At 72.2% G+C, this 18,947-nt stretch carries 18 protein-coding genes; 8 read left to right on the top strand and 10 right to left on the bottom strand.

The window, feature by feature from the left end; all coding sequences use genetic code 11:
• Positions 1 to 6 precede the first annotated feature (6 nt).
• Positions 7 to 3,021 (top strand): alpha-mannosidase, encoded by a 3,015-nt coding sequence (locus ICC28_RS13875; protein ID WP_188288831.1) that lies wholly within the window; start codon positions 7 to 9, stop codon positions 3,019 to 3,021.
• Between the two features lie 87 nt (positions 3,022 to 3,108).
• Here the strand turns inward: ICC28_RS13875 and ICC28_RS13880 are convergent, their stop codons facing one another.
• On the bottom strand, positions 3,109 to 4,542 hold the full coding sequence (locus ICC28_RS13880) for a lipase maturation factor family protein (protein ID WP_188288832.1): 1,434 nt from the start codon (positions 4,540 to 4,542) through the stop codon (positions 3,109 to 3,111).
• 144 nt (positions 4,543 to 4,686) lie between these two features.
• Here ICC28_RS13880 and ICC28_RS13885 point away from each other — a divergent pair, with 144 nt between their 5' ends.
• The 3 genes from ICC28_RS13885 to ICC28_RS13895 all read left to right on the top strand — a co-directional run bounded on the left by ICC28_RS13885 (position 4,687) and on the right by ICC28_RS13895 (position 8,274).
• Positions 4,687 to 5,199: a hypothetical protein gene (locus tag ICC28_RS13885; RefSeq protein WP_188288833.1), complete on the top strand. Its 513-nt coding sequence runs from the start codon at positions 4,687 to 4,689 to the stop codon at positions 5,197 to 5,199.
• Between the two features lie 99 nt (positions 5,200 to 5,298).
• Positions 5,299 to 7,386 (top strand): SpoIIE family protein phosphatase, encoded by a 2,088-nt coding sequence (locus ICC28_RS13890; protein ID WP_188288834.1) that lies wholly within the window; start codon positions 5,299 to 5,301, stop codon positions 7,384 to 7,386.
• 18 nt (positions 7,387 to 7,404) lie between these two features.
• A complete protein-coding gene (locus tag ICC28_RS13895) occupies positions 7,405 to 8,274 on the top strand; it encodes an Fpg/Nei family DNA glycosylase (protein ID WP_188288835.1) in 870 nt (289 codons plus the stop codon).
• A gap of 9 nt (positions 8,275 to 8,283) precedes the next feature.
• Here the strand turns inward: ICC28_RS13895 and ICC28_RS13900 are convergent, their stop codons facing one another.
• From ICC28_RS13900 to ICC28_RS13910, 3 genes are all read right to left on the bottom strand, one after another.
• Entirely contained in the window at positions 8,284 to 8,931 is a 648-nt protein-coding gene (locus ICC28_RS13900) for a zf-HC2 domain-containing protein (RefSeq protein ID WP_188288836.1), read from the bottom strand.
• Positions 8,932 to 9,167: 236 nt separating this feature from the next.
• Positions 9,168 to 9,683, bottom strand: coding sequence for a hypothetical protein (locus ICC28_RS13905; protein WP_188288837.1), 516 nt, complete (start codon positions 9,681 to 9,683; stop codon positions 9,168 to 9,170).
• Between the two features lie 135 nt (positions 9,684 to 9,818).
• Positions 9,819 to 10,367: a sigma-70 family RNA polymerase sigma factor gene (locus ICC28_RS13910; protein ID WP_188288838.1), complete on the bottom strand. Its 549-nt coding sequence runs from the start codon at positions 10,365 to 10,367 to the stop codon at positions 9,819 to 9,821.
• A gap of 211 nt (positions 10,368 to 10,578) precedes the next feature.
• On the opposite strand from ICC28_RS13910, the gene ICC28_RS13915 reads away from it, so the two are divergent.
• Complete coding sequence (locus ICC28_RS13915; protein ID WP_188288839.1) at positions 10,579 to 11,727, top strand: CapA family protein; 1,149 nt, start codon at positions 10,579 to 10,581, stop codon at positions 11,725 to 11,727.
• Positions 11,728 to 11,745: 18 nt separating this feature from the next.
• Here ICC28_RS13915 and ICC28_RS13920 read toward each other — a convergent pair whose 3' ends face one another.
• On the bottom strand, positions 11,746 to 12,219 hold the full coding sequence (locus tag ICC28_RS13920; RefSeq protein WP_188288840.1) for a MarR family winged helix-turn-helix transcriptional regulator: 474 nt from the start codon (positions 12,217 to 12,219) through the stop codon (positions 11,746 to 11,748).
• A 72-nt stretch (positions 12,220 to 12,291) separates the two neighbouring features.
• On the opposite strand from ICC28_RS13920, the gene ICC28_RS13925 reads away from it, so the two are divergent.
• Positions 12,292 to 13,107 carry an alpha/beta fold hydrolase gene (locus tag ICC28_RS13925; protein WP_188288841.1) on the top strand — a complete coding sequence of 272 codons (816 nt, stop codon included), beginning with the start codon at positions 12,292 to 12,294 and terminating at the stop codon, positions 13,105 to 13,107.
• 18 nt (positions 13,108 to 13,125) lie between these two features.
• Here the strand turns inward: ICC28_RS13925 and ICC28_RS13930 are convergent, their stop codons facing one another.
• Entirely contained in the window at positions 13,126 to 13,587 is a 462-nt protein-coding gene (locus tag ICC28_RS13930) for a universal stress protein (RefSeq protein ID WP_188288842.1), read from the bottom strand.
• A 627-nt stretch (positions 13,588 to 14,214) separates the two neighbouring features.
• Between ICC28_RS13930 and ICC28_RS13935 the strand changes: the two genes are divergently transcribed.
• Positions 14,215 to 15,063 carry a polysaccharide deacetylase family protein gene (locus ICC28_RS13935; protein WP_188288843.1) on the top strand — a complete coding sequence of 283 codons (849 nt, stop codon included), beginning with the start codon at positions 14,215 to 14,217 and terminating at the stop codon, positions 15,061 to 15,063.
• A gap of 19 nt (positions 15,064 to 15,082) precedes the next feature.
• Here the strand turns inward: ICC28_RS13935 and ICC28_RS13940 are convergent, their stop codons facing one another.
• Positions 15,083 to 15,748, bottom strand: coding sequence for a class F sortase (locus ICC28_RS13940; RefSeq protein ID WP_188288844.1), 666 nt, complete (start codon positions 15,746 to 15,748; stop codon positions 15,083 to 15,085).
• Between the two features lie 344 nt (positions 15,749 to 16,092).
• On the opposite strand from ICC28_RS13940, the gene ICC28_RS13945 reads away from it, so the two are divergent.
• Entirely contained in the window at positions 16,093 to 16,584 is a 492-nt protein-coding gene (locus ICC28_RS13945; protein ID WP_188288845.1) for a hypothetical protein, read from the top strand.
• 94 nt (positions 16,585 to 16,678) lie between these two features.
• Here ICC28_RS13945 and ICC28_RS13950 read toward each other — a convergent pair whose 3' ends face one another.
• The 3 genes from ICC28_RS13950 to ICC28_RS41100 form a co-directional block, all read right to left on the bottom strand.
• Positions 16,679 to 17,212 (bottom strand): hypothetical protein, encoded by a 534-nt coding sequence (locus ICC28_RS13950; RefSeq protein ID WP_188288846.1) that lies wholly within the window; start codon positions 17,210 to 17,212, stop codon positions 16,679 to 16,681.
• A 211-nt stretch (positions 17,213 to 17,423) separates the two neighbouring features.
• Positions 17,424 to 18,188, bottom strand: coding sequence for a DUF4239 domain-containing protein (locus ICC28_RS13955; protein WP_188288847.1), 765 nt, complete (start codon positions 18,186 to 18,188; stop codon positions 17,424 to 17,426).
• Positions 18,189 to 18,204: 16 nt separating this feature from the next.
• Positions 18,205 to 18,336, bottom strand: a complete 132-nt coding sequence (locus ICC28_RS41100; protein WP_262928468.1) for a hypothetical protein — start codon at positions 18,334 to 18,336, stop codon at positions 18,205 to 18,207.
• Between the last annotated feature and the right edge of the window lie 611 nt (positions 18,337 to 18,947).

An 18,947-nucleotide genomic window follows, 5' to 3' on the forward strand; every position in this document is an offset into this window, starting at 1 on the left:
GCCCCCATGCATGACGACCGCAGCCTGGTCGAGGCCCGTCTCAAGCGCGTCCTCGACGAGCGCATCCGCCCCGCCGTGTACCCCGAGTCCGTACCGCTGAAGGTGGCCGTGTGGCACGCCCCCGGTGAGCCCGTGCCGGTCGCCGAAGGGCTGGCGGCCGAGCCCGAGCCGATCGAGGTCGGCGCACGCTGGGGCGCTCCCTGGGGCACCAGCTGGTTCCGGGTCACCGGGACCGTGCCCGAGGCGTGGGCCGGGCGGACCGTGGAGGCCCTGCTGGACCTCGGCTTCGACGAGAACATGCCCGGCTTCCAGTGCGAGGGCCTGGTCTACCGGCCCGACGGCACCCCGGTGAAGGGCCTCAACCCGCGCAACCAGTGGGTGCGGATCGGTGCCCCGGTCGAGGGCGGCGAGCAGGTCCGGCTGCACGTCGAGGCCGCCTCCAACCCCGTCATCCTCGACTACCACCCGTTCCTGCCCACGCGGTTGGGCGACAAGGAGACGGCCGGCAGCGAGCCGCAGTACACCCTCACCCGCATGGACCTGGCCGTCTTCGACGAGACCGTCTGGCAGCTCGTCCTCGACCTGGAGGTGCTCGGCGAGCTGATGGCCGAGCTGCCGCTGGAGTCGGCACGCCGCTGGGACATCCTGCGGGCCGTCGAACGGGCCCTGGACGCGATCGACCTCCAGGACGTCAACGGCACCGCCGCGCAGGCGCGCGTCCGGCTGGAGACGGTCCTGTCCGAACCCGCCGTCCCCTCCGCCCACCGGATCAGCGCGGTCGGCCACGCCCACATCGACTCCGCATGGCTGTGGCCGCTGCGCGAGACGGTCCGGAAGGTGGCCCGCACGACCTCCAACATGACCGCCCTGCTGGAGGACGAGCCGGAGTTCGTCTTCGCCATGTCCCAGGCGCAGCAGTGGGCGTGGGTGCGCGACCACCGGCCGGAGGTGTGGGCGCGGGTGAAGAAGGCGGTGGCCGACGGACGGTTCGTGCCGACGGGCGGCATGTGGGTGGAGTCGGACACCAACATGCCGGGCTCGGAGGCGATGGCCCGTCAGTTCGTGCACGGCAAGCGGTTCTTCCTCGACGAGTTCGGCGTCGAGAACGACGAGGCCTGGCTGCCCGACACCTTCGGATTCGCCGCCGGACTCCCGCAGATCATCAAGGCGGCGGGCGCCAAGTGGCTGCTGACGCAGAAGATCTCGTGGTCGCAGACGAACAAGTTCCCGCACCACACCTTCCAGTGGGAGGGCATCGACGGCACCCGGATCTTCACCCACTTCCCGCCGGTCGACACCTACAACTGCTCGATGAAGGGCAGCGAAATCGCCCACGCGGCCCGCAACTTCAAGGACAAGGGCGTCGCCCGGCACTCCCTGGCCCCCACCGGCTGGGGCGACGGAGGCGGCGGCACCACCAGGGAGATGATCGGCAAGGCGGCCCGCCTGCGCGACCTGGAGGGCTCGGCGACCGTCGTCTGGGAGACCCCGGCGGAGTTCTTCGCCAAGGCCGAGGCCGAGTACCCCGACCCGCCGGTCTGGGTCGGCGAGCTCTACCTCGAACTCCACCGCGCCACCCTCACCAGCCAGGCGAAGACCAAGCAGGGCAACCGGCGCAGCGAACACCTCCTGCGCGAGGCGGAACTGTGGGCGGCCACGGCCGCCGTACGCACCGGATTCCCCTACCCCCACGCGGAGTTGGACCGGATCTGGAAGACGGTGCTGCTGCACCAGTTCCACGACATCCTGCCCGGCTCGTCGATCGCGTGGGTGCACCGGGAGGCGCGGCGGACGTACGAGCTGATCGCCGAGGAGCTGACCGGGATCATCGAGGCCGCCCAGCGTGCGCTCGCGGGGGAGGGGACGCGGGACCTGGTGTTCAACTCGGCACCGCACAGCCGGGGCGGAATCCCTGCGGGCGGCGCGGGGGCCGCGGCCGTCCCCGAACCGGTCCGGCCGGCCCCGCGCCCCGGCGGCGGCTACGTCCTGGACAACGGCCTGCTCCGGGTCGAGATCGACGCACGGGGACTGGTGGTCTCCGCCTACGACATCGAGGCCGACCGCGAGACCGTCGCCCCGGGCGCGGCGGCGAACCTGCTCCAACTGCACGCCGACTTCCCGAACATGTGGGACGCCTGGGACGTCGACGAGTTCTACCGCAACACGGTCACCGACCTCACCGACGCCGACGAGGTCACCGCCGCCGCGGAAGGTGTGCGGATCGTGCGCTCCTTCGGCGCCTCCCGCGTCACCCAGGTGCTCTCCCTGGCGCCGGGAGAGCGGCGGCTGGTGCTGGACACGGAGGTCGACTGGCACGAGACGGAGAAGTTCCTCAAGCTCGCCTTCCCGCTCGACGTGCACGCCGAACGCTACGCCTCGGAGACCCAGTTCGGGCACTTCCACCGCCCCACCCACACCAACACCTCCTGGGAGGCGGCCAAGTTCGAGACCTGCAACCACCGCTTCGTCCACCTGGAGGAACCCGGCTGGGGCGTCGCCCTCGTCAACGACTCGACGTACGGCCACGACGTCACCCGCACGGTCCGCACCGACGGAGACCGCGGCACGACCACCACGGTCCGCGTCTCCCTGCTCCGGGCCCCCCGCTTCCCCGACCCCGAGACCGACCAGGGCGTCCACCGCTTCCGGCACGCCCTGGTGCCCGGCGCGGGCATCGGCGACGCGGTCCGCGAGGGCTGGCGCGTCAACCTGCCCGAGCGGCGCACCACCGGCGCCGCCGAGGTGGCCCCGCTGGTGACGGTCGACCGGGACGCGGTCGTCGTCACGGCCGTCAAGCTCGCGGACGACGGCAGCGGGGACGTGGTGGTCCGGTTCCACGAAGCCCACGGCGGGCGGACGCGCGCGACCCTCGCCGTCGGCTTCGAGGTCACGGACGTCACGGTGACCGACCTGCTGGAACGGCCACTCGCCGAGGCCCCCGCACCGGAGGTCAGCGGCAACCGCGTCACCCTGCGCCTGCGCCCCTTCGAACTGGCGACACTGCGGCTGCGGCGCGCGTGAGGCACCGCGGGTGCGTCCAGGCGCAGACCGGTCACCCCGGACGCACCCGCCCACGGCCGAGTGCTCCAGCGGCTGCGCCGGCCCCGTTCAACGGGGCAGACGTTCGTCGCCCGCCCCCGCCAGGCGCGTCGGCGGCAGATACTCCCGTACATACGTCCGTTCCCAGCACGCCCCCGTCTCGCGCAGCTCCCGCCAGGTCGTGTAGCGGTAGCGGAACAGGCGGGCGCGGATGTAGCGGGGCGGCTCGTCCGGCGGGAAGGGGGAGCGGCGCAGCAGCTTCAGGGTCGCGCGGTCGTTCTCCAACAGCCGTTCCACCAGTGTGCCGAACCATGAACCGGCGTACGCCGGTGACAGGGCGGCGAACCACATCATCCAGTCGAGCCGCAGATGGTACGGCGCGAACTGCCGCGGCCGGCGCCGGGGATCGCCGGGCTTGCCCTTGAACTCGTACGCGCGCCAGTCGGAGTCCTCGCGCGGTACGGCCTCGGCGGTGCCCTCGATCACCACTTCGTGGCGGACGCGGCTGACGCTGCCGAACGCGCCGTAGCTGTTGACCAGATGGAGCGGGTCGAAGGAGCGGTTCATCACCTGGCGGCGGGAGAGCAGGTTGGCGACCGGGCGGTAGCTGAGGGCGAGGAGCAGGGCGCAGACGGCGAGGACCACGACCGCGTACCACAGCGGCGCGTCCGGCGCCGAGGACGGGCCGGTGTCCGGCAGGCGCAGCGCCGACAGGGCCAGCACGATGGTGATCCAGTTCAGCCAGGCGAAGTTGCCCGACAGCACCAGCCACAGCTGGGTGACGATCATCAGGGAGGCGGCGGCCGTGGCGATCGGCTGCGGGGTGAACAGCAGGAACGGGACGGCGAGTTGGGTGACATGGTTGGCGGCCGCCTCGACCCGGTGCAGCGGCCGGGGCAGGTGGTGGAAGAACCAGCTCAGCGGGCCCGGCATCGGCTGGGTCTCGTGATGGTGGTCCAGGCAGGTGAGCTTGCGCCAGCACGCGTCGCCCCGCATCTTGATCAGGCCCGCGCCGAACTCCACGCGGAACAGGATCCAGCGCAGCAGGAACAGCACCACGACCGGCGGGGCCACCTCGTCGTTGCCGAGGAGGACGGCGACGAAGCCCACCTCCAGCAGCAGGGACTCCCAGCCGAAGCCGTACCAGGTCTGCCCGACGTTGACGATCGACAGGTACAGCACCCACGGCACCAGCCACAGCAGCATGGCGCCCCAGAGCGGCAGGAGCCCGTCCAGTCCCGCGAGCAGCGCCGCCGACACCGCGCAGCCCGCCCAGGCGCACCCGGCGAAGAACCGGTCGGAGTAGTGGAGGTGGAACAGGCTCGGTGCCCTCCGGAAGGGCACCCGTGCCACGAACCGGGGTACGGGCAGCAGGCCCCGTTCGCCCATCAGCGCACGGAACTGGAGGGCCGCCGTGAGGAAGGCGACGAGGTACACCCCGGCCAGAGCCCGCTGGAAGAGCAGCCGGCTCAGCCAGTAGTCGGGTGCGGTGAACCAGTCCACGGCCGTGTTCTCCTTCGTCCAGTGTCGCGCCGTAGGCCCTCCGGAGGGATGTCACTCTCCGTGTGTGACTCCTCCTGTTGCGTAACCCGGGTGAGTGAAGCAGACAATAGTGGCGAACTGCCCGGAAGCAGGCGGGAGAACGTGGTGCGAACCTCCATCGGAACCTTCGTCATGACCAGCGCGCTCGCTACGGCGCTCCTTGTCGTCGGCCGCGGCGACGACGGTGTCGGCGACGGCAAGGACTCGGCGGCGCACGGGGCCTTCACGGACTCCACCGTCGTCTCCACGGCTACCCTGCGGCCCGTCACCCGAACGCCGCAGTCGGACGAGGTCGGCCCCCTGTTCGTGCCGGAGATCCCCGACCTGCCCGACGGCGGCGGGCTGATCCCGGACGACCTCGACGATCTCGACGACCTCGATGACCTTGACGAACTCGATGTGCTCGGCGACCTCGCTGACCTGGACGACCTCGCTGACCTGGACGGCTTCGGCGACCTCGCCGACCTCGGCGACCTCTCCGACCTCGACGGCTTCGGCGACCTCTCCGACCTCGATGACCTCTCCGACCTCGACGGCTTCGCCGATCTCGACGATCTCGACGACCCGGCCGCCTTCGGCAGTGTCTTCGGCAGCCCCACGGACGTCTTCGACGGCTGACCGACGGCCGATGGTCAGCGACCGGTCACCGCGGACCGTCGCGGGCGGCCCCCGCTCCTCCCGGTCGAAGAATCGGACAAACCCTGACAAGGTGGCCCCATGGTTGATCGGGGAGCGAGCGCCCTGTCACTCCCGGACGACTGGCCCGCCCACCCGGATCCGATCCTGGCGCTCAACCGCATGGGCAGCTTCGACTGGGACCTGGACAGCGGTCTGTTCCACATGGACGCGCAGGCCCACGAGATCTTCGACCTGCGTCCCGACGAATTCGACGGCCACCCCGAGTCGCTGGCCTGCCGGGTCCCGGCGGCGGAGGGCTACCGCCTGGACACCCTGGTCGCGCAGGCCATGAAGGACGGCAGCGAGAACTACGGCGCCTACTTCCGCCTCCGCTGCCGTGACGGCAGCCTGCGCTGGACCCACACCCAGGGCTACATCCGGCGCGACGAGACGGGCCGCCCGCGCCGGATCATCGGCATCGTCCGGGACGCCACCCAGGAACTGAGCGAGATCGCCACCCGCCGGGAACGGGCCGAGGCGGACGAGGCGCGCCGGCAGCAGACGAACGTCGTCCAGCTCACCACCGCCGCGCTCGCCCACGCCCGGACCGTTCAGGACGTCATCGACGTCCTGAAGGACACCCACGGCCTCACCCATCTGGGCGCCACCAGCCTGGTCATGGGCCTGGTGGAGGCCGACCGCATCCGGCTGGTCGCCGAGGGCCCGGCGGGCAGCTTCGTGCCGGGCACCCGGGTCACCGGCATCGACGAGCCCTACCCGATGAGCGAGGTCGTACGGACCCTCACCCCGCGGTTCATCGAGTCACCGCAGGAGTTCGCGGACGGCTACCCCGTCCTGTGGCCGCACATCACCGACCTGGACATCACCTCGGCCGCCTACCTCCCACTGATCGCCCAGGCCCGGCCCATCGGCGCCATGGGCCTGCTCTACAGCGACCGCAGCGGCTTCTCCGCCGACGAGCGCAACGTCCTCGTCGCCCTCGGCAGCAGCATCGCGCAGAGCCTGCAGCGGGCCATGCTGTACGAGCAGGAGAAGGACCTGGCCACCGGGTTGCAGCAGGCCATGCTGCCGCGCACCATCCCCAGCGTCCCCGGCGCGGACGTCGCCGTCCGCTACCGGGCCGGCACCGCCGCCGGCACCCTCGGCCGGGACATCGGCGGCGACTGGTACGACCTGATCCCGCTGCCCGGCGGCCGTGTCGGCGCCGTCATCGGCGACGTCCAGGGTCATGACACGCACGCCGCCGCCGTCATGGGCCAACTGCGCATCGTTCTGCGCGCCTACGCGGCGGAGGGGCACACCCCGGCGGCGGTCATGGCCCGCGCCTCGGTCTTCCTGCACGAACTGGACACCGACCGGTTCGCGACCTGTCTGTACGCCGAGGCCGACCTGTCCACGGGCGTGGTGCAGGTGGTGCGGGCCGGCCACATCGACCCGCTGGTCCGGCACCCCGACGGCACCTGCCGCCGGGTCGGGGTGGAGGGCGGGCTGCCGCTCGGCCTGTCCGCCGAGTTCGGACGGCTGGACTATCCCGTGGGCACCCTCGAACTGGACCCCGGGCACACGCTGCTGCTGTGCACCGACGGCCTGGTGGAGCAGCCCGGCGCGGACCTCGACGACGGTATGCAGACCCTGATGGCCCTGGTCGCCGACGGCCCGGACGACGTCCGCGAACTCGCCGACCGGCTCATCGACGCGGCCGGGGAGCGGGACGGCGACGACGACGTGGCCCTGCTCCTGCTGCGCCGACGCGGCCTCGACGCCCCGCAGAGCGGCGGCCGTCTCCAGCAGCACGTGCGGCTCGGTGACCCCGAGGCCCTCTCCGGGGCCCGCCACATGATCCGCGCCGCCGTCCGCGCCTGGGGCGCCGGCGAACGCGCCGACGAGATCGAACTCGTCGCCGACGAGCTGATCACCAATGCCCTGATGCACACCGAGGGCTCCGCGGTCGTCACCCTCCGAGCGCTCACTGGCAGCGGCCGCCGCGTGCGCGTCGAGGTCGAGGACTCCTCCAGCGCCCTGCCCCGCCGCCGGGAGGCGGGCGAGTCGGGCGTCTCCGGACGGGGTCTGCTCCTGGTCGAGCGGCTCACCGACGTGTGGGGCGTGGAGGCGCGCGGCGGCGGCAAGTGCGTGTGGTGCGAGTTCCTGGTGCGCGAACGCGCCTGAGCACGGCAGTCTGGACCCATGCCGGAACTCCCCGAGGTCGAGGCACTCAAGGACTTCCTCACCGAGCAGCTCGTCGGCCACGAGATCGTCCGAGTCCTCCCCACCGCCGTCAGCGTCCTGAAGACCTACGATCCACCGCTCACCGCGCTCGAAGGCCGCGAGGTGGCGGCGGTGCACCGGCACGGCAAGTTCCTCGACATCGCGACGGCGGACGGCGGCCCGCACCTGGTGACCCACCTGGCCCGCGCGGGCTGGCTGCACTGGAAGGACCGCCTCCCCGACGGCCCGCCCCGCCCCGGCGGCAAGAGCCCCCTCGCCCTACGCGTCGCCCTGGAGACCGGCGCGGGCTTCGACCTGACCGAGGCGGGCACACAGAAGCGCCTCGCGGTGTACGTCGTCCAGGACCCCCAGGAGGTCCCCGGCATCGCCCGCCTGGGCCCGGACCCGCTGGCGGACGACTTCGACGAGCCCCGGTTCGCGGCGCTGCTGGCCGCCGAACGCCGCCAGGTCAAGGGCGCGTTGCGCGACCAGACCCTGATCGCCGGGGTGGGCAACGCCTACAGCGACGAGATCCTCCACGCCGCGCGGATGTCCCCCTTCAAACTGGCCGCGAAGCTCACCCCGGAGGAGGTCCGCACCCTCTACGAGGCCCTGCGCTCCACGCTCACCGACGCGGTCACCCGCTCCCGGGGCCTGGCCGCGGGCCGGCTGAAGTCGGAGAAGAAGACCGGGCTGCGCGTCCACGGCCGGACCGGCGAACCCTGCCCGGTGTGCGGTGACACCATCCGCGAGGTCTCCTTCAGCGACTCCTCTCTCCAGTACTGCCCCACGTGCCAGACGGGCGGCAAGCCACTGGCGGACCGGAGGATGTCGCGCCTGCTGAAGTGACCTGGGCCGCTACGGCTCCAGCGTCACCAGGTGCTCCCCGTCCGCCGTTCGCACCTCGTACCGGGCGATCTCGTCGGGGTGCAGCGCGGCCGCGCCCATCATCGTGTTCTCGCGGGCGTCGTGACGGGCCACCGCCCAGTTCGTCACCGTCTGCTCGGAACCGTCGTGGCCGATGACGGCGAGGCGGCAGGCGCGGGGGCCCGCGCCGTCCTTGACCTTGAGTTCGACCTGGGCGCCCCATGGCTCGTTCTCGGCGGTGACCTGGGCCCAGACGCCGGAGCGCTCGTCGGTGGCCGCGATGCGTACGGCGCCGCTGTCCCCCGGGGCCATCGCCGCGATGCCGGGCGCGGCCAGCGCGACCACCGCCGAGGCGGCCACGGCGTACAGCAGGCGCCTGCGGCGCAGCCGGTGCCGGTTCGCCACCTCGCCGAGGAGGCGGTCCAGCAGACGGGGGCCGGGCTGGGCCATCGGGTGGACGAAGCGCGGCGTCGCCCGCCGGTACAGCATCAACTGCCGTGCCGCGGGCCCGAATTCGGTGACCTGCGCCGCGCAGCTGGCGCACTCCATGAGGTGGTCCTCGAAGCGGAAGGCCTCCGCCTCGTCCAGCACGCCGAGCGCGTACGCGGCGACGTCGCGATGCCTTTCCAGGGACCTCATGCGGAATCCTCGTGCCGTTGGGTGCGGGGTGGGTTACTCCTTGCACCCACGGGTACGCACCGGACCGCCGAATCACTCAAGGCATCCACAGAATCGCCAACCCCGGGATTCGGAGCGGCCGGTGCGGCGGATTGGTCCCGTTCCGAAAAAGTTCGGAGCGATCCCTGGAACAGGAGCGTTCCCGGGAACGGGCGCCGTCCCGGGAACGGGAGCGATCCCGGGAACAGGCGCCGTCCCTAGAACAGGTGGATCGCCAAGTGCCCGAGGGGCAGTCCGAGTTGCCAGGCCGGTGTCCACACCTTCGGGCCCTCGTCCTCGCCACCGGGCGCACCGCCGCCGGGCACCGCGTTGAGGTCGGGCGCGAGCAGCTCGGTCTCCTCCAGCCAGCGCCAGGCGGCCTCGGCCAGGTCGAGGTCGGGTGCCGGGGTGCCGGAGGCGACGGCCTCGGCGGTGAGCTGTGCCATCCGCTCGCGCACCCAGTCCTGCCACGGCTGGTCGTACGCCGTCAGCGACAGCCAGGTCTCCAGTTGGGTGACGACCCGGATGCCGGGCAGCTCACCGCCGCTGTCGGACAGGAAGATGGTCAGGGCCAGAGCATCCCGGCCCGCGCGGAACTCGAAGGACGTCGGCGGCATGAGATCGCCGGTCCGCAGCAGTTCGTCGGCGATGTACTCCGCGTACAACCACGCCATCGGGACGGTCAGTTCACCGCCGCCGGCGCCCTCCGAACCCTCTTGACCTCTGTGCAGCATCCTTTCCTGCCTTCCTCCGGTGCGTACGCGTCGCCCGACCCCGGGCCCCTACTGCGGAACACGGATGAAGACAGCCGATTACTCAACCATGGTCATCGGCAGGCGCTTTACGGAGGTTTGACCCGGCACCTGGTTTCATCGCAGGTCGGGCGCGTATCCCGGAAGCACCCGGCGCAGGGCGCGCAGCGCGTAGTACGCGCGGGACTTCACGGTACCGGGTGGGATCCCGAGGGCCTGCGCCGCTTCCGCCACACTGGCCCCCTGGAAGTACACGAGCACCAGGACTTCACGGTGCTCCGGAGTGAGTGTCTTCACAGCCTTGCGCACATCGAGGGCGGCGGCCGCCCGCTCGGCGTGGTCCGCGCACACCCGCGCGTTCTCCAGGATGGCGTCGCCGACCTCCGGGGGCCGCGCCTGCCGGGCCCGCCGCGCGTCGATCGCCAGCCGGCGCCCGACGGTGAGCAGCCAGGGCCGTACGGAGTCGAAGTCGTCGGCGCGCAGCGCCTCGGGGTGCTGCCAGGCGCGTACGAGGGTCTCCTGTACGAGGTCTTCGGCGCGCTGCCGGTCTCCGTCGCAGAGCCGGAGCAGCAGCGCGAAGAGGGGCCGGCCGTGCTCGCGCTGGAGGGCGGCGAGCTCGTGCTCGGCGGTCGTCGTCCCGTTGATGAGAGTGGTTCCGGCCGTCATGGCCGTATGGCATCGCAGGGGGCCGTCCGGGGACAGGGAGCGCACACGCCTCTGCGGCGGACGGTCGATCGCGTCGACGAACGGTTCGACGAACGGTCCCGCAGCCGTTCGCGCAAGGGCCGGACGGGCTAATCAGCGTGTCGGAGCGCGATGTGAGAGTGTCCTGATTCTTACCTATTGGTGCGTAAATACGACTACACCGGGGTGAGAGATGATCGCGCGCAGTAGACAGGTGGCCCTGGCCCTGACCGCTCTCCTGGCCGCGGGCGCCGCCTGCCAGGCCGACCGGCACGAGCCGCCGGGGCGCCCCGCGCCCGCCGCGGACGGCCCCCGCGGCTTCACGCTCGTCGCCTCCGGCGACATCCTCCCGCACAGCTCGATCATCGACCGCGCCCGGTACGACGCGGGCGGCACCGGCCACGACTTCCGCCCCATGTTCGCCGGGGTGAAACCGGTCGTCTCCCGCGCCGACGTGGCCCTGTGCCACATGGAGACCGTGTACGGCGAGCACGGCGACTACACCGGCTACCCCACCTTCAAGTCCCCGCCGGAGGTCGCCGCGGGCCTCGCCGCGACCGGCTACGACGGCTGCTCCACCGCCTCCAACCACAGCCTCGACGACGGCGCTGCCGGCATCCGCCGCACCCTGGACGCCCTGGACCGGGCCGGCGTACGGCACGCCGGATCGGCGCGCACCGAGGGCGAGGCGCGCACGGTCACGATCCTGCGGGCCGGTTCGGCGCGGGTCGCCCACCTCGCCTACACCTACGACACCAACGGCTTCCCGCTCCCGCCGGGACAGCCCTGGGCGGTCAACCTGATCGACGAGGGCCGGATCCTGGCGGACGCGCGGGCCGCCCGTCGGGCGGGCGCCGACGTGGTCGCCGTATCGCTGCACTGGGGCACGGAGTGGCAGGACGCCCCCGACGAGCGTCAGGTGACCCTCGCCCGCACCCTCACCGCCGCCCGCACCGGCGACCGCCCCGACATCGACCTGATCCTCGGCACCCACGCCCATGTCCCGCAGGCCTACGAGAAGGTCAACGGAACCTGGGTGATCTACGGCATGGGGGACCAGGTCGCCGGCGAGATGTACAACTACTCGGGGGTCCGGGACCCGCGCGGCAACGAGTCCACCCTCGGCCGCTTCACCTTCGCCCCGCCCGCGAAGCCCGGCGGGCGCTGGCGGGTGACGAAGGCCGAGTTCGTCCCACAGGTGTTCGACATCGACGCGGGCCGGGTGGTGAACCTCAACGAGTCCCTCGCCCGGGGCGCCGACGTGGGCGCCGTGCGCGACCGCATCCGGGAGGTGGTCCTGAGCCGCGGCGCCGCCGGGGACGGGTTGGTGATGGGCCGGTAGCCCCCGGCCGGGCGGGCCCTAGTCCAGGTCCACGTGGTCGAAGGTCTTCAGCATCTCCTTCAGCACCCGCTTGCACGCCCGCAGTTCGGCGTCGGTGAGGTCGCCGCCGACCTGCCGGTTCAGGGCGTGCTCGCGCGCGAGGATCGCGTCGATCATCGCCTCGCCCTCCGGTGTGATCCGGATCAGGGAGGACCGCTGGTGGGCGGGGTTGGGCGTGGTCTCGGCCCAGCCCCCGGCCACCGCGTCGTTGACCATGCGCTGCACGAACTGCCGGGACAACGCCATGATCCGGCCCATCTGGGGCACCGTCATGGACCCGTACCTGCGCAGCAGGACCAGAACGGAGCGCACGCCGACGGAGACCCCCTCGACCTGTTCGCCCTGCTCGATCTTGCGCAGGCCGCGGCGGTAGAGCGCGCCGATCAGGTCGAACACCTCGGAGACGCGGTGGCCGAGTTCGTCGGGGGGCAGCGGGTCGTCGATGTCGTTCACCAGGACATCATGCACCGATCCAACATGACAACCCGGTTGTCAAAATCTCCCCAGGGTGACACCTTGGTTGTCATGACTGGTGCTTCCGACCTTCGCTTCTTCCCGTCCCGCGACGGCGACCTCGCCTACCTCGACACCGGGTCCGGGGACCTCGTGGTCCTCGTCCACTCCGGCTACGTCGACCACCGCCTCTGGGCGGACCAGATACCGGCCCTCGCCGCCGAGTACCGCGTGATCGCCCCGGACGTACGCGGCCATGGCTTCTCGGCCAACGCGACGCGGCCGTTCCGCTGGGCCGACGACCTCGCCGACCTGCTGCGTCACCTCGACGCCGGGCCCGCGGCCCTGGTCGGCCTGTCGATGGGCGGAGTGGTCGTCACCGACACCGTGCTGGAATACCCCGACCTCGTTCGCGCCGTGGTCACCTGCGGGTCCGCGACCGGGGACTACCGGTACACCGACCCCTGGACCCGGGAGATCCAGGACGAGTTCGCGCGGACGCTGGGCGCCGGTGACATCGAGGGCTGGCTCGCCGCCTTCGAGAAGGTCGTGCCCGGCGAGCACCGGACCGCCGACGCCGTCGACCCCGGCATCCTGCGCCGGATGCGGGAGATGGCCCTGCACACCGTCTCCAAGCACACGCCCGGCGAGCGGGACTGGCACGTGCCCGTGACCGACTCCTGGTCCCGGCTGGACCGCATCGACGTCCCCGTGCTCGCCCTCAACGGCACCCTGGAACCCGCCGACATGATCGACGCGGCGGACCGGCTCGTCGGCTCGGTCCGTCACGGCCGCGCCGTGACCGTCGACGGCGCCGGCCACTACCCGAACCTGGAGAAGCCCGAGGAATTCAACAAGATCCTGCTGGAGTTCCTGCGGACGCTGTGAGAAACGGCCGCGCGGTGGCTACGGCACGACCGTGACCGGCCACCGCCCGGCCTTCACCAGCCGCACCGCGACCGAACCGACGATCCGGTGCCCGGCCTGCTCGGAGGCGCCCACCACCACGGCGTCCGCCGTGAGTTCGTCGGCCGCCTTGACCAGCCCGGTGTAGGGATCACCCCGGAAGGTGTGGAACTCCCAGCGCACGTCGAATATCCCCTTCGTGCGCTCCGTCGCCTCCCGGATCTGCGCGACCAGGTCCTCGGCGATCTCGTCGGTCACCTGGGCGACCGGCGCCCCCAGCGCCGCACCCGCCGACATCACCGGCTGTACGTACACCACCGCGAGCAGTGCCCGCTGGCGGCGGGCGAGGCCACCCGCGTAGGCCGCCGCCCGCAGTGAGGAGTCGGAGCCGTCGACCCCGACCACGATGACCTTCGGCCCGTCCGTGCCCCGCTCGAAGCCCTGCGCGTGCTGTTCCGTCACGCCTGCGAGGCTATCGGAAACCGCAGGTCCCGCGGGTGCCGGCCGGCTCGACGAGCGACCGGCCGGAGCTCTTCCTACAGTCGGAACCACGGCTGCCACCGCCGACGCGCCGCGAAAGCCGCGCGCTCCCCGGGCTGCCCGGGCCCCCGAGGGCCGGGCCGACCGGGCCGCCCGGCGCTCGGCCTCGACGGAGGGGACGAGGCCGGGCGCGCCGAGCCGGATGCGGACCCGCCCGAACGGATCCGCATCCGGCACCGCCGGTACGGCCAGTCGATGCGACCGCCGATGTGAGCGCTGGTACGGCCGGCCGATACGACCGCCAAGACGGCCGGCCGTCACGATCGCCGGTACGGCCGTCGGTACGACCGCCGATGCGACCGCCGGTACGGCCGGCCGTCACCATCGCCGGTACGCCCAGCCGTCACGATCGCCCATGCGACCGCTGGTACGGCCAGCCGGTGCGAGCGCCGGTACGGCCAGCTGTCACGACCGCCGATGCGACCGGCGGTACGACCCCCGGTCCGTGCACCCCTGCTGACGCCCCGTCATAGGCCGCCCGGGTGGAATCCCGCCGCCGCACCGGTGTCGTTGTGGTGCGTCGGGGCCCCGCCGGGCGACTGATGAGTCATGCAGAAGGATCAGTTGCTCACACGGCTGCTCACGCGCCGCCGGGCCCTGCTCGCCGGAGCCGTCGCCGTAGGGGCGGCCGGCACCGGCGGACTGTTCGCGCTCGGCGGGGGCGAGAAGCCGGTGCGGGCCACCGCACCCGCCGCCGGCCCTCCGGCGCGCCGCCCGCTCAAGCCCTCCGCCTACCGCCTCCAGCCCCTGACCGGTTACGGCCCGCCCCGGTCGGCGCCCCGCCGCACGCTCGTCCGCAGCACCCCCTTGCTCCGGATGTCCGGGCGCGGCCGCACCATGGTGCTGACCTTCGACGACGGCCCCGACCCCCGCTACACCCCGGCCATCCTGGACACGCTCGCCGAGTACGACGTCCGCGCGATGTTCTTCGTGTGCGGGGAGATGGCCGCCGCCCACAAGGACCTGCTGGCCCGCATGGCCGACGAGGGCCATGTGGTCGGCAACCACACCTGGTCCCACCCCCTGCTGACCCGCCTGAGCCGCGGTCAGATCCGCTCCCAGATGGAGCGCACCTGCGATGTCGTCGAGGAGGCGTACGGGGAGCGGCCGCAGTGGTTCCGCGCACCCTACGGCGCCTGGAACCGGGCGGCCTTCCAGCTCGGCGCCGAACTCGGCATGGAGCCGCTGGCCTGGACCGTCGACACCCTCGACTGGACCACCCCTGGTGCCCGTACCATCTCCGCCCGGGTCGAGAACGGCGCCGCCCCCGGCGTCGTGGTGCTCTCGCACGACGCCGGGGGCGACCGTTCGCAGAGTGTCCGCGCGCTGCGGGACTATCTGCCCGAACTGCTGGACGCCGGCTACTCCGTGACGGTCCCGCGTCGGCAGTACTCCTGAGCCGCGCCCGCCCGCCTGGTCAGCGGACCTCGACCAGGCGGGCGAAGGCGACGACATTGCCGGCGTAGCCGTCCTGCTGGGAGAAACCGCCGCCGCAGGTGATGACGCGCAGCTCCGCGACGCCCTTGGAGGCGTAGACGCGGTCGCCGGGGAAGTTGTTCTTCTCGAACACCTCGATGCCGTAGATCTCGAACACGGCCGTCTTTCCGTCCTTGCGCGCGATCTCGACGCGGTTTCCCTTCTTCAGGGCCCCCAGTCCGTAGAACACGGCGGGGCCCTGCTTGTTGTCGACGTGGCCCACGACGACCGCGGTGCCCTTCTCGCCGGGGGACACGGCGCCGGTGAACCAGCCGGCCAGGTTGGGGTCCTCCGGCGGCGGTGCCGCCACCCAGCCGTCCGCGTCCAGGCCGACCGGCATCATCGGCGCGTCGACCCGGATCGCGGAGATCCTGACCCGGTCGGGCACGGCGTACGGCAGCGGATCCGGGGTGTTGGCGAAGGTGCCGCCCGGCATCCGGCTGTCGGCCGCGGCCGCCGAAGCGGGCTGCGGGGGGCCCACGTCGAATTCCCCCGAACCATTCCGAATGAGCGCGAGGCCGGTCAGCAGAACAAGCGCTATCACGCCCCAAGGAGCGCGCTTCTTCCGCTGCTGCTCCTCCTCTTCGGCCAGCTCGTACGCAGACATTCGCTTTTCCCCTCTCGACGCGGCCGTCGCCCCGTCATTCGCGCATACGAGAACGCTAAGTCCGGCGCACCGAACCGGCGACGGGGCAGCAGCGAACGGGTGGCCCCGCTCCCTTTCGGCAGGCCGTGGTGAGCCATCCGAGTTGCCGTCGAAAGGAAATTTCTGACGGTCCGTGACCTGCGGTGATATCCGATTGTGCGGTGATCGTTCGGCGTGTCCTCTCACCAGGACGGACCATTGCCGAAATGCGGCCCGCCGCACGGCATCTGAGGGTTTTTCCGGGAGGCGTTTTCTCGCCGATCCACCGGGGACGGTTCCCGGGGCGCCTCCCGCGGAGGATTGAGATGCGCAACTCTCGTGCCCTGGCGGTGTCAGCAGTGGCGGTGGCCGCCCTCGGGCTCGCCGCACCGACGGCTGCCGCCTGGACGGAACCCAGCAACATCGTGGCTCTGCCCAGCGTCATCGCCCGCGGCGGCCAGCTGACCATCACGGTGGACGGGACGGCCTGCCAGATGCCGGGCAGCACCGTCTCGTCGTCGGCGTTCCCCACCACCAAGCTCACCTCCATGGGAGGCTCGTCGGCGACCGCGAAGGTCACCGTCAACAGCAACGCCGCCCCGGGCACGTACGACATCACGGCCAACTGCGGTGAGAACAAGTCGCTGACCAAGCCGGGCGCCTTCACCGTCATCGGCGGTGTCCGCGGCGGTCTCGGCGGCAGCAGCTCCTCCGGGGCCACCCCCACCGACATGGCCATCGGCGGCGGGCTCGTGGCCGCCGCGCTCCTCGGCGGCGGGCTGTTCTGGATGCGCCGCCGCTCCGAGAAGCGCATCTGAGCCGCACCCTCTTCGGTACCGCACGTCACAGGCCGTCGCCCCGGCCCCCTCCGCGAGGGGGCCGGGGCGACGGCCTGTGCGGGCTGCTGCGGCGTCAGCCGCCGTCCTCCCCGGTGCGCCGCCGGGAGAGGTGGTACGCGGCTCCGAGGGAACCCGCGATGAGCGCGGCGCCGAGGCCGATCTCCTTCAGGTCGAACCCGGCGAAGCTGCCGCCCCCGCCGGCGTGCACACCGCCCGGTGGATAGGGCTGGGGCACCGGCCGATGGGTGGGCCGGCCGGCCGAGATGGTCAGCTCCGTCGAACCGCTCACGCCGTCGCAGGCGAAGGTCACCCGGTAGACCGCGGCCGGTTTGGCGTCCCAGTCCACGACGGCCGTCGCCTGGGTCCTCCCCGCGGGGATGGTGACCGTGTCGAAGACCGCCGAGGTGACGGTCGCCGACCCCTTGCAGCCGCCGTCGCTCCGGTCGAGGCGCAGGGTGACCTGGCCGCCCGCCGCGATCGTGGAGGGCAGCACGCTGAAGCCGAACGGCGTGATGTTGTTGTCGCCGTTCGCCTGGGCTGCCGGCGCGGTGAAGGCCAGGGCGGTCACGCCCAGCAGTGCGGCCGAAGCGACGCGTATCGCGCGCATGGTGGTTCCTCCGGGTCCCCGAGGAGCAGCTGCGGACCTGTTCCGCTTGTGCCGGAAATGCACCTCGATGACCGGAACGCTAGGAAGGTGCGCACACCTGCGCGAACGCAGTCGGGCGAATGGGGCACAGGTGTGGGCCGCACAGGGGACGCCGTTCCTGCGTCCGGGGGACCCGGACGGAGCGCCGCCCGGGTCCCCGGGTGAGCGGCCGTCAGCCCTTTGCGTCCGGGAAGAGGTTCAGGAACGGTTCTGCGGACGCCGTGATGCCGCGGCTGTAGGGCGCGTCGAAGTCCCAGATGAGGAAGAGCAGGAACGCGATCAGCGCGGAGAACAGCACGGCGAGGAGCACTTCCCGCGGCGTCCGTCTGATCTGCAGCGCGAGGATCATCCCGACGGTGACTACGGCCCCGGCGATCAGCCCGAACCACACCACGCCCGGCATCGTCTCGCCGGTGGAGTTCGCGCGGGCGTTGCGCGCCTGGTCCGCTGCGGCGACCTGGTCGATCAGCGGCTGGTAGGCCTGGGCCTCGAAGTCGGTGCGCGGCTCGTAGTCGGTGACGTCCTCGCGGAGGCGCTGGAGGAGCTCGGCGCCGCGGTCGGTGACCCGGCCGTGGTCGGCCATGGTCTGCCACTCGGTGTTCACGACGTGTCCGACATAGGCGTTGACATCGTCCCGAATGCGGTCGCGCACGTCGGGCGGGTAGACGCGGACCCGCTCGTGCACCTCGTGCAGCGCGAGGGCCTCCGCCTGGACGTGGTCCTGGGCGGCGCTGCGGCCCTCCCACACGCCCGCGATGGCCAGGCCCAGCACGATGGCGTACACCACGCCGATCCACATCGTCATGTACTCGATGACGTCCGGGGTCTCGGAAGGGTCCTCGTCGTCCGACGCGGTGCGGTGCCGTACGAAGGTGATGGCGACCACCGCGACGCAGGCGGCCAGCATCGCGAGGGTGAGAACAAGCCATTCCGGCAAGGGGTGCCTCCAGGGATCAGCGCGGGCGGAGCGCGGCGACGGCGACCACGGCGGGCGCGGCGATGAGCAGAACGAACGTGAGGGGGTCGGTGGTGCGGTTCGGCGGTCGCTTCTGCGGCTGCGCGGCGTGGTAGCGCGGGTAGTGCACTGGGGCGACGGACGGGGGCGGGGCGGGGCGGGCCGACGGGGGTGGCTTCGGCGTGGGTGTGGGTGTGGGAGTGGGCGGGGTGGGCGAGGGGGGAGGCGGGGGCGGCGGGGGGAGGGGGGCCGCCGGCCGGGGTGCCGGTGGCGGAGGCGGCTTCGGGGTGGGCTTCGGAGTCGGTTTCGGCGGTGGGTCGGGGGTGGGTGTGGGGGTGGGCGTCGGTTTCGGCGGGGGCGGCTCGGGCGGCGGCGTGGGTGTGGGGGTCGGGGTCGGTGTGGGGGTCGGCGACGGGCACGGCGGGGGAGGCGGGGGCGGCGGCGGGCACGGGGGAGTCGGCCAGGTGGCGCTCCCGGCGACCGCGACCGCTTCCGTGCCCCCCGGCCCGGTCGAGGCGTACGCGCAGGCGTCGGCCGCGGCCGGCCCGGCCGGTACCCCCACCAGGAACCAGGTCAACGCCACCGCGGCCAACGCCCGCGCCCCGAGGGCGGATTGGGTCGTTTGGAGTGCATGCACGGCGAAGATCATGAGGCCTGGAGGAGGCTCGCGCCCCCGCAGCCACGGGGATTGCCCCGAAGGGGGGAACTATCGTGTCCGGCTGTTTGATCGAGGGTCGCTCG

It is taken from the genome of Streptomyces sp. TRM68416 (assembly GCF_014596915.1).
Classification (GTDB): Bacteria; Actinomycetota; Actinomycetes; order Streptomycetales; family Streptomycetaceae; genus Streptomyces.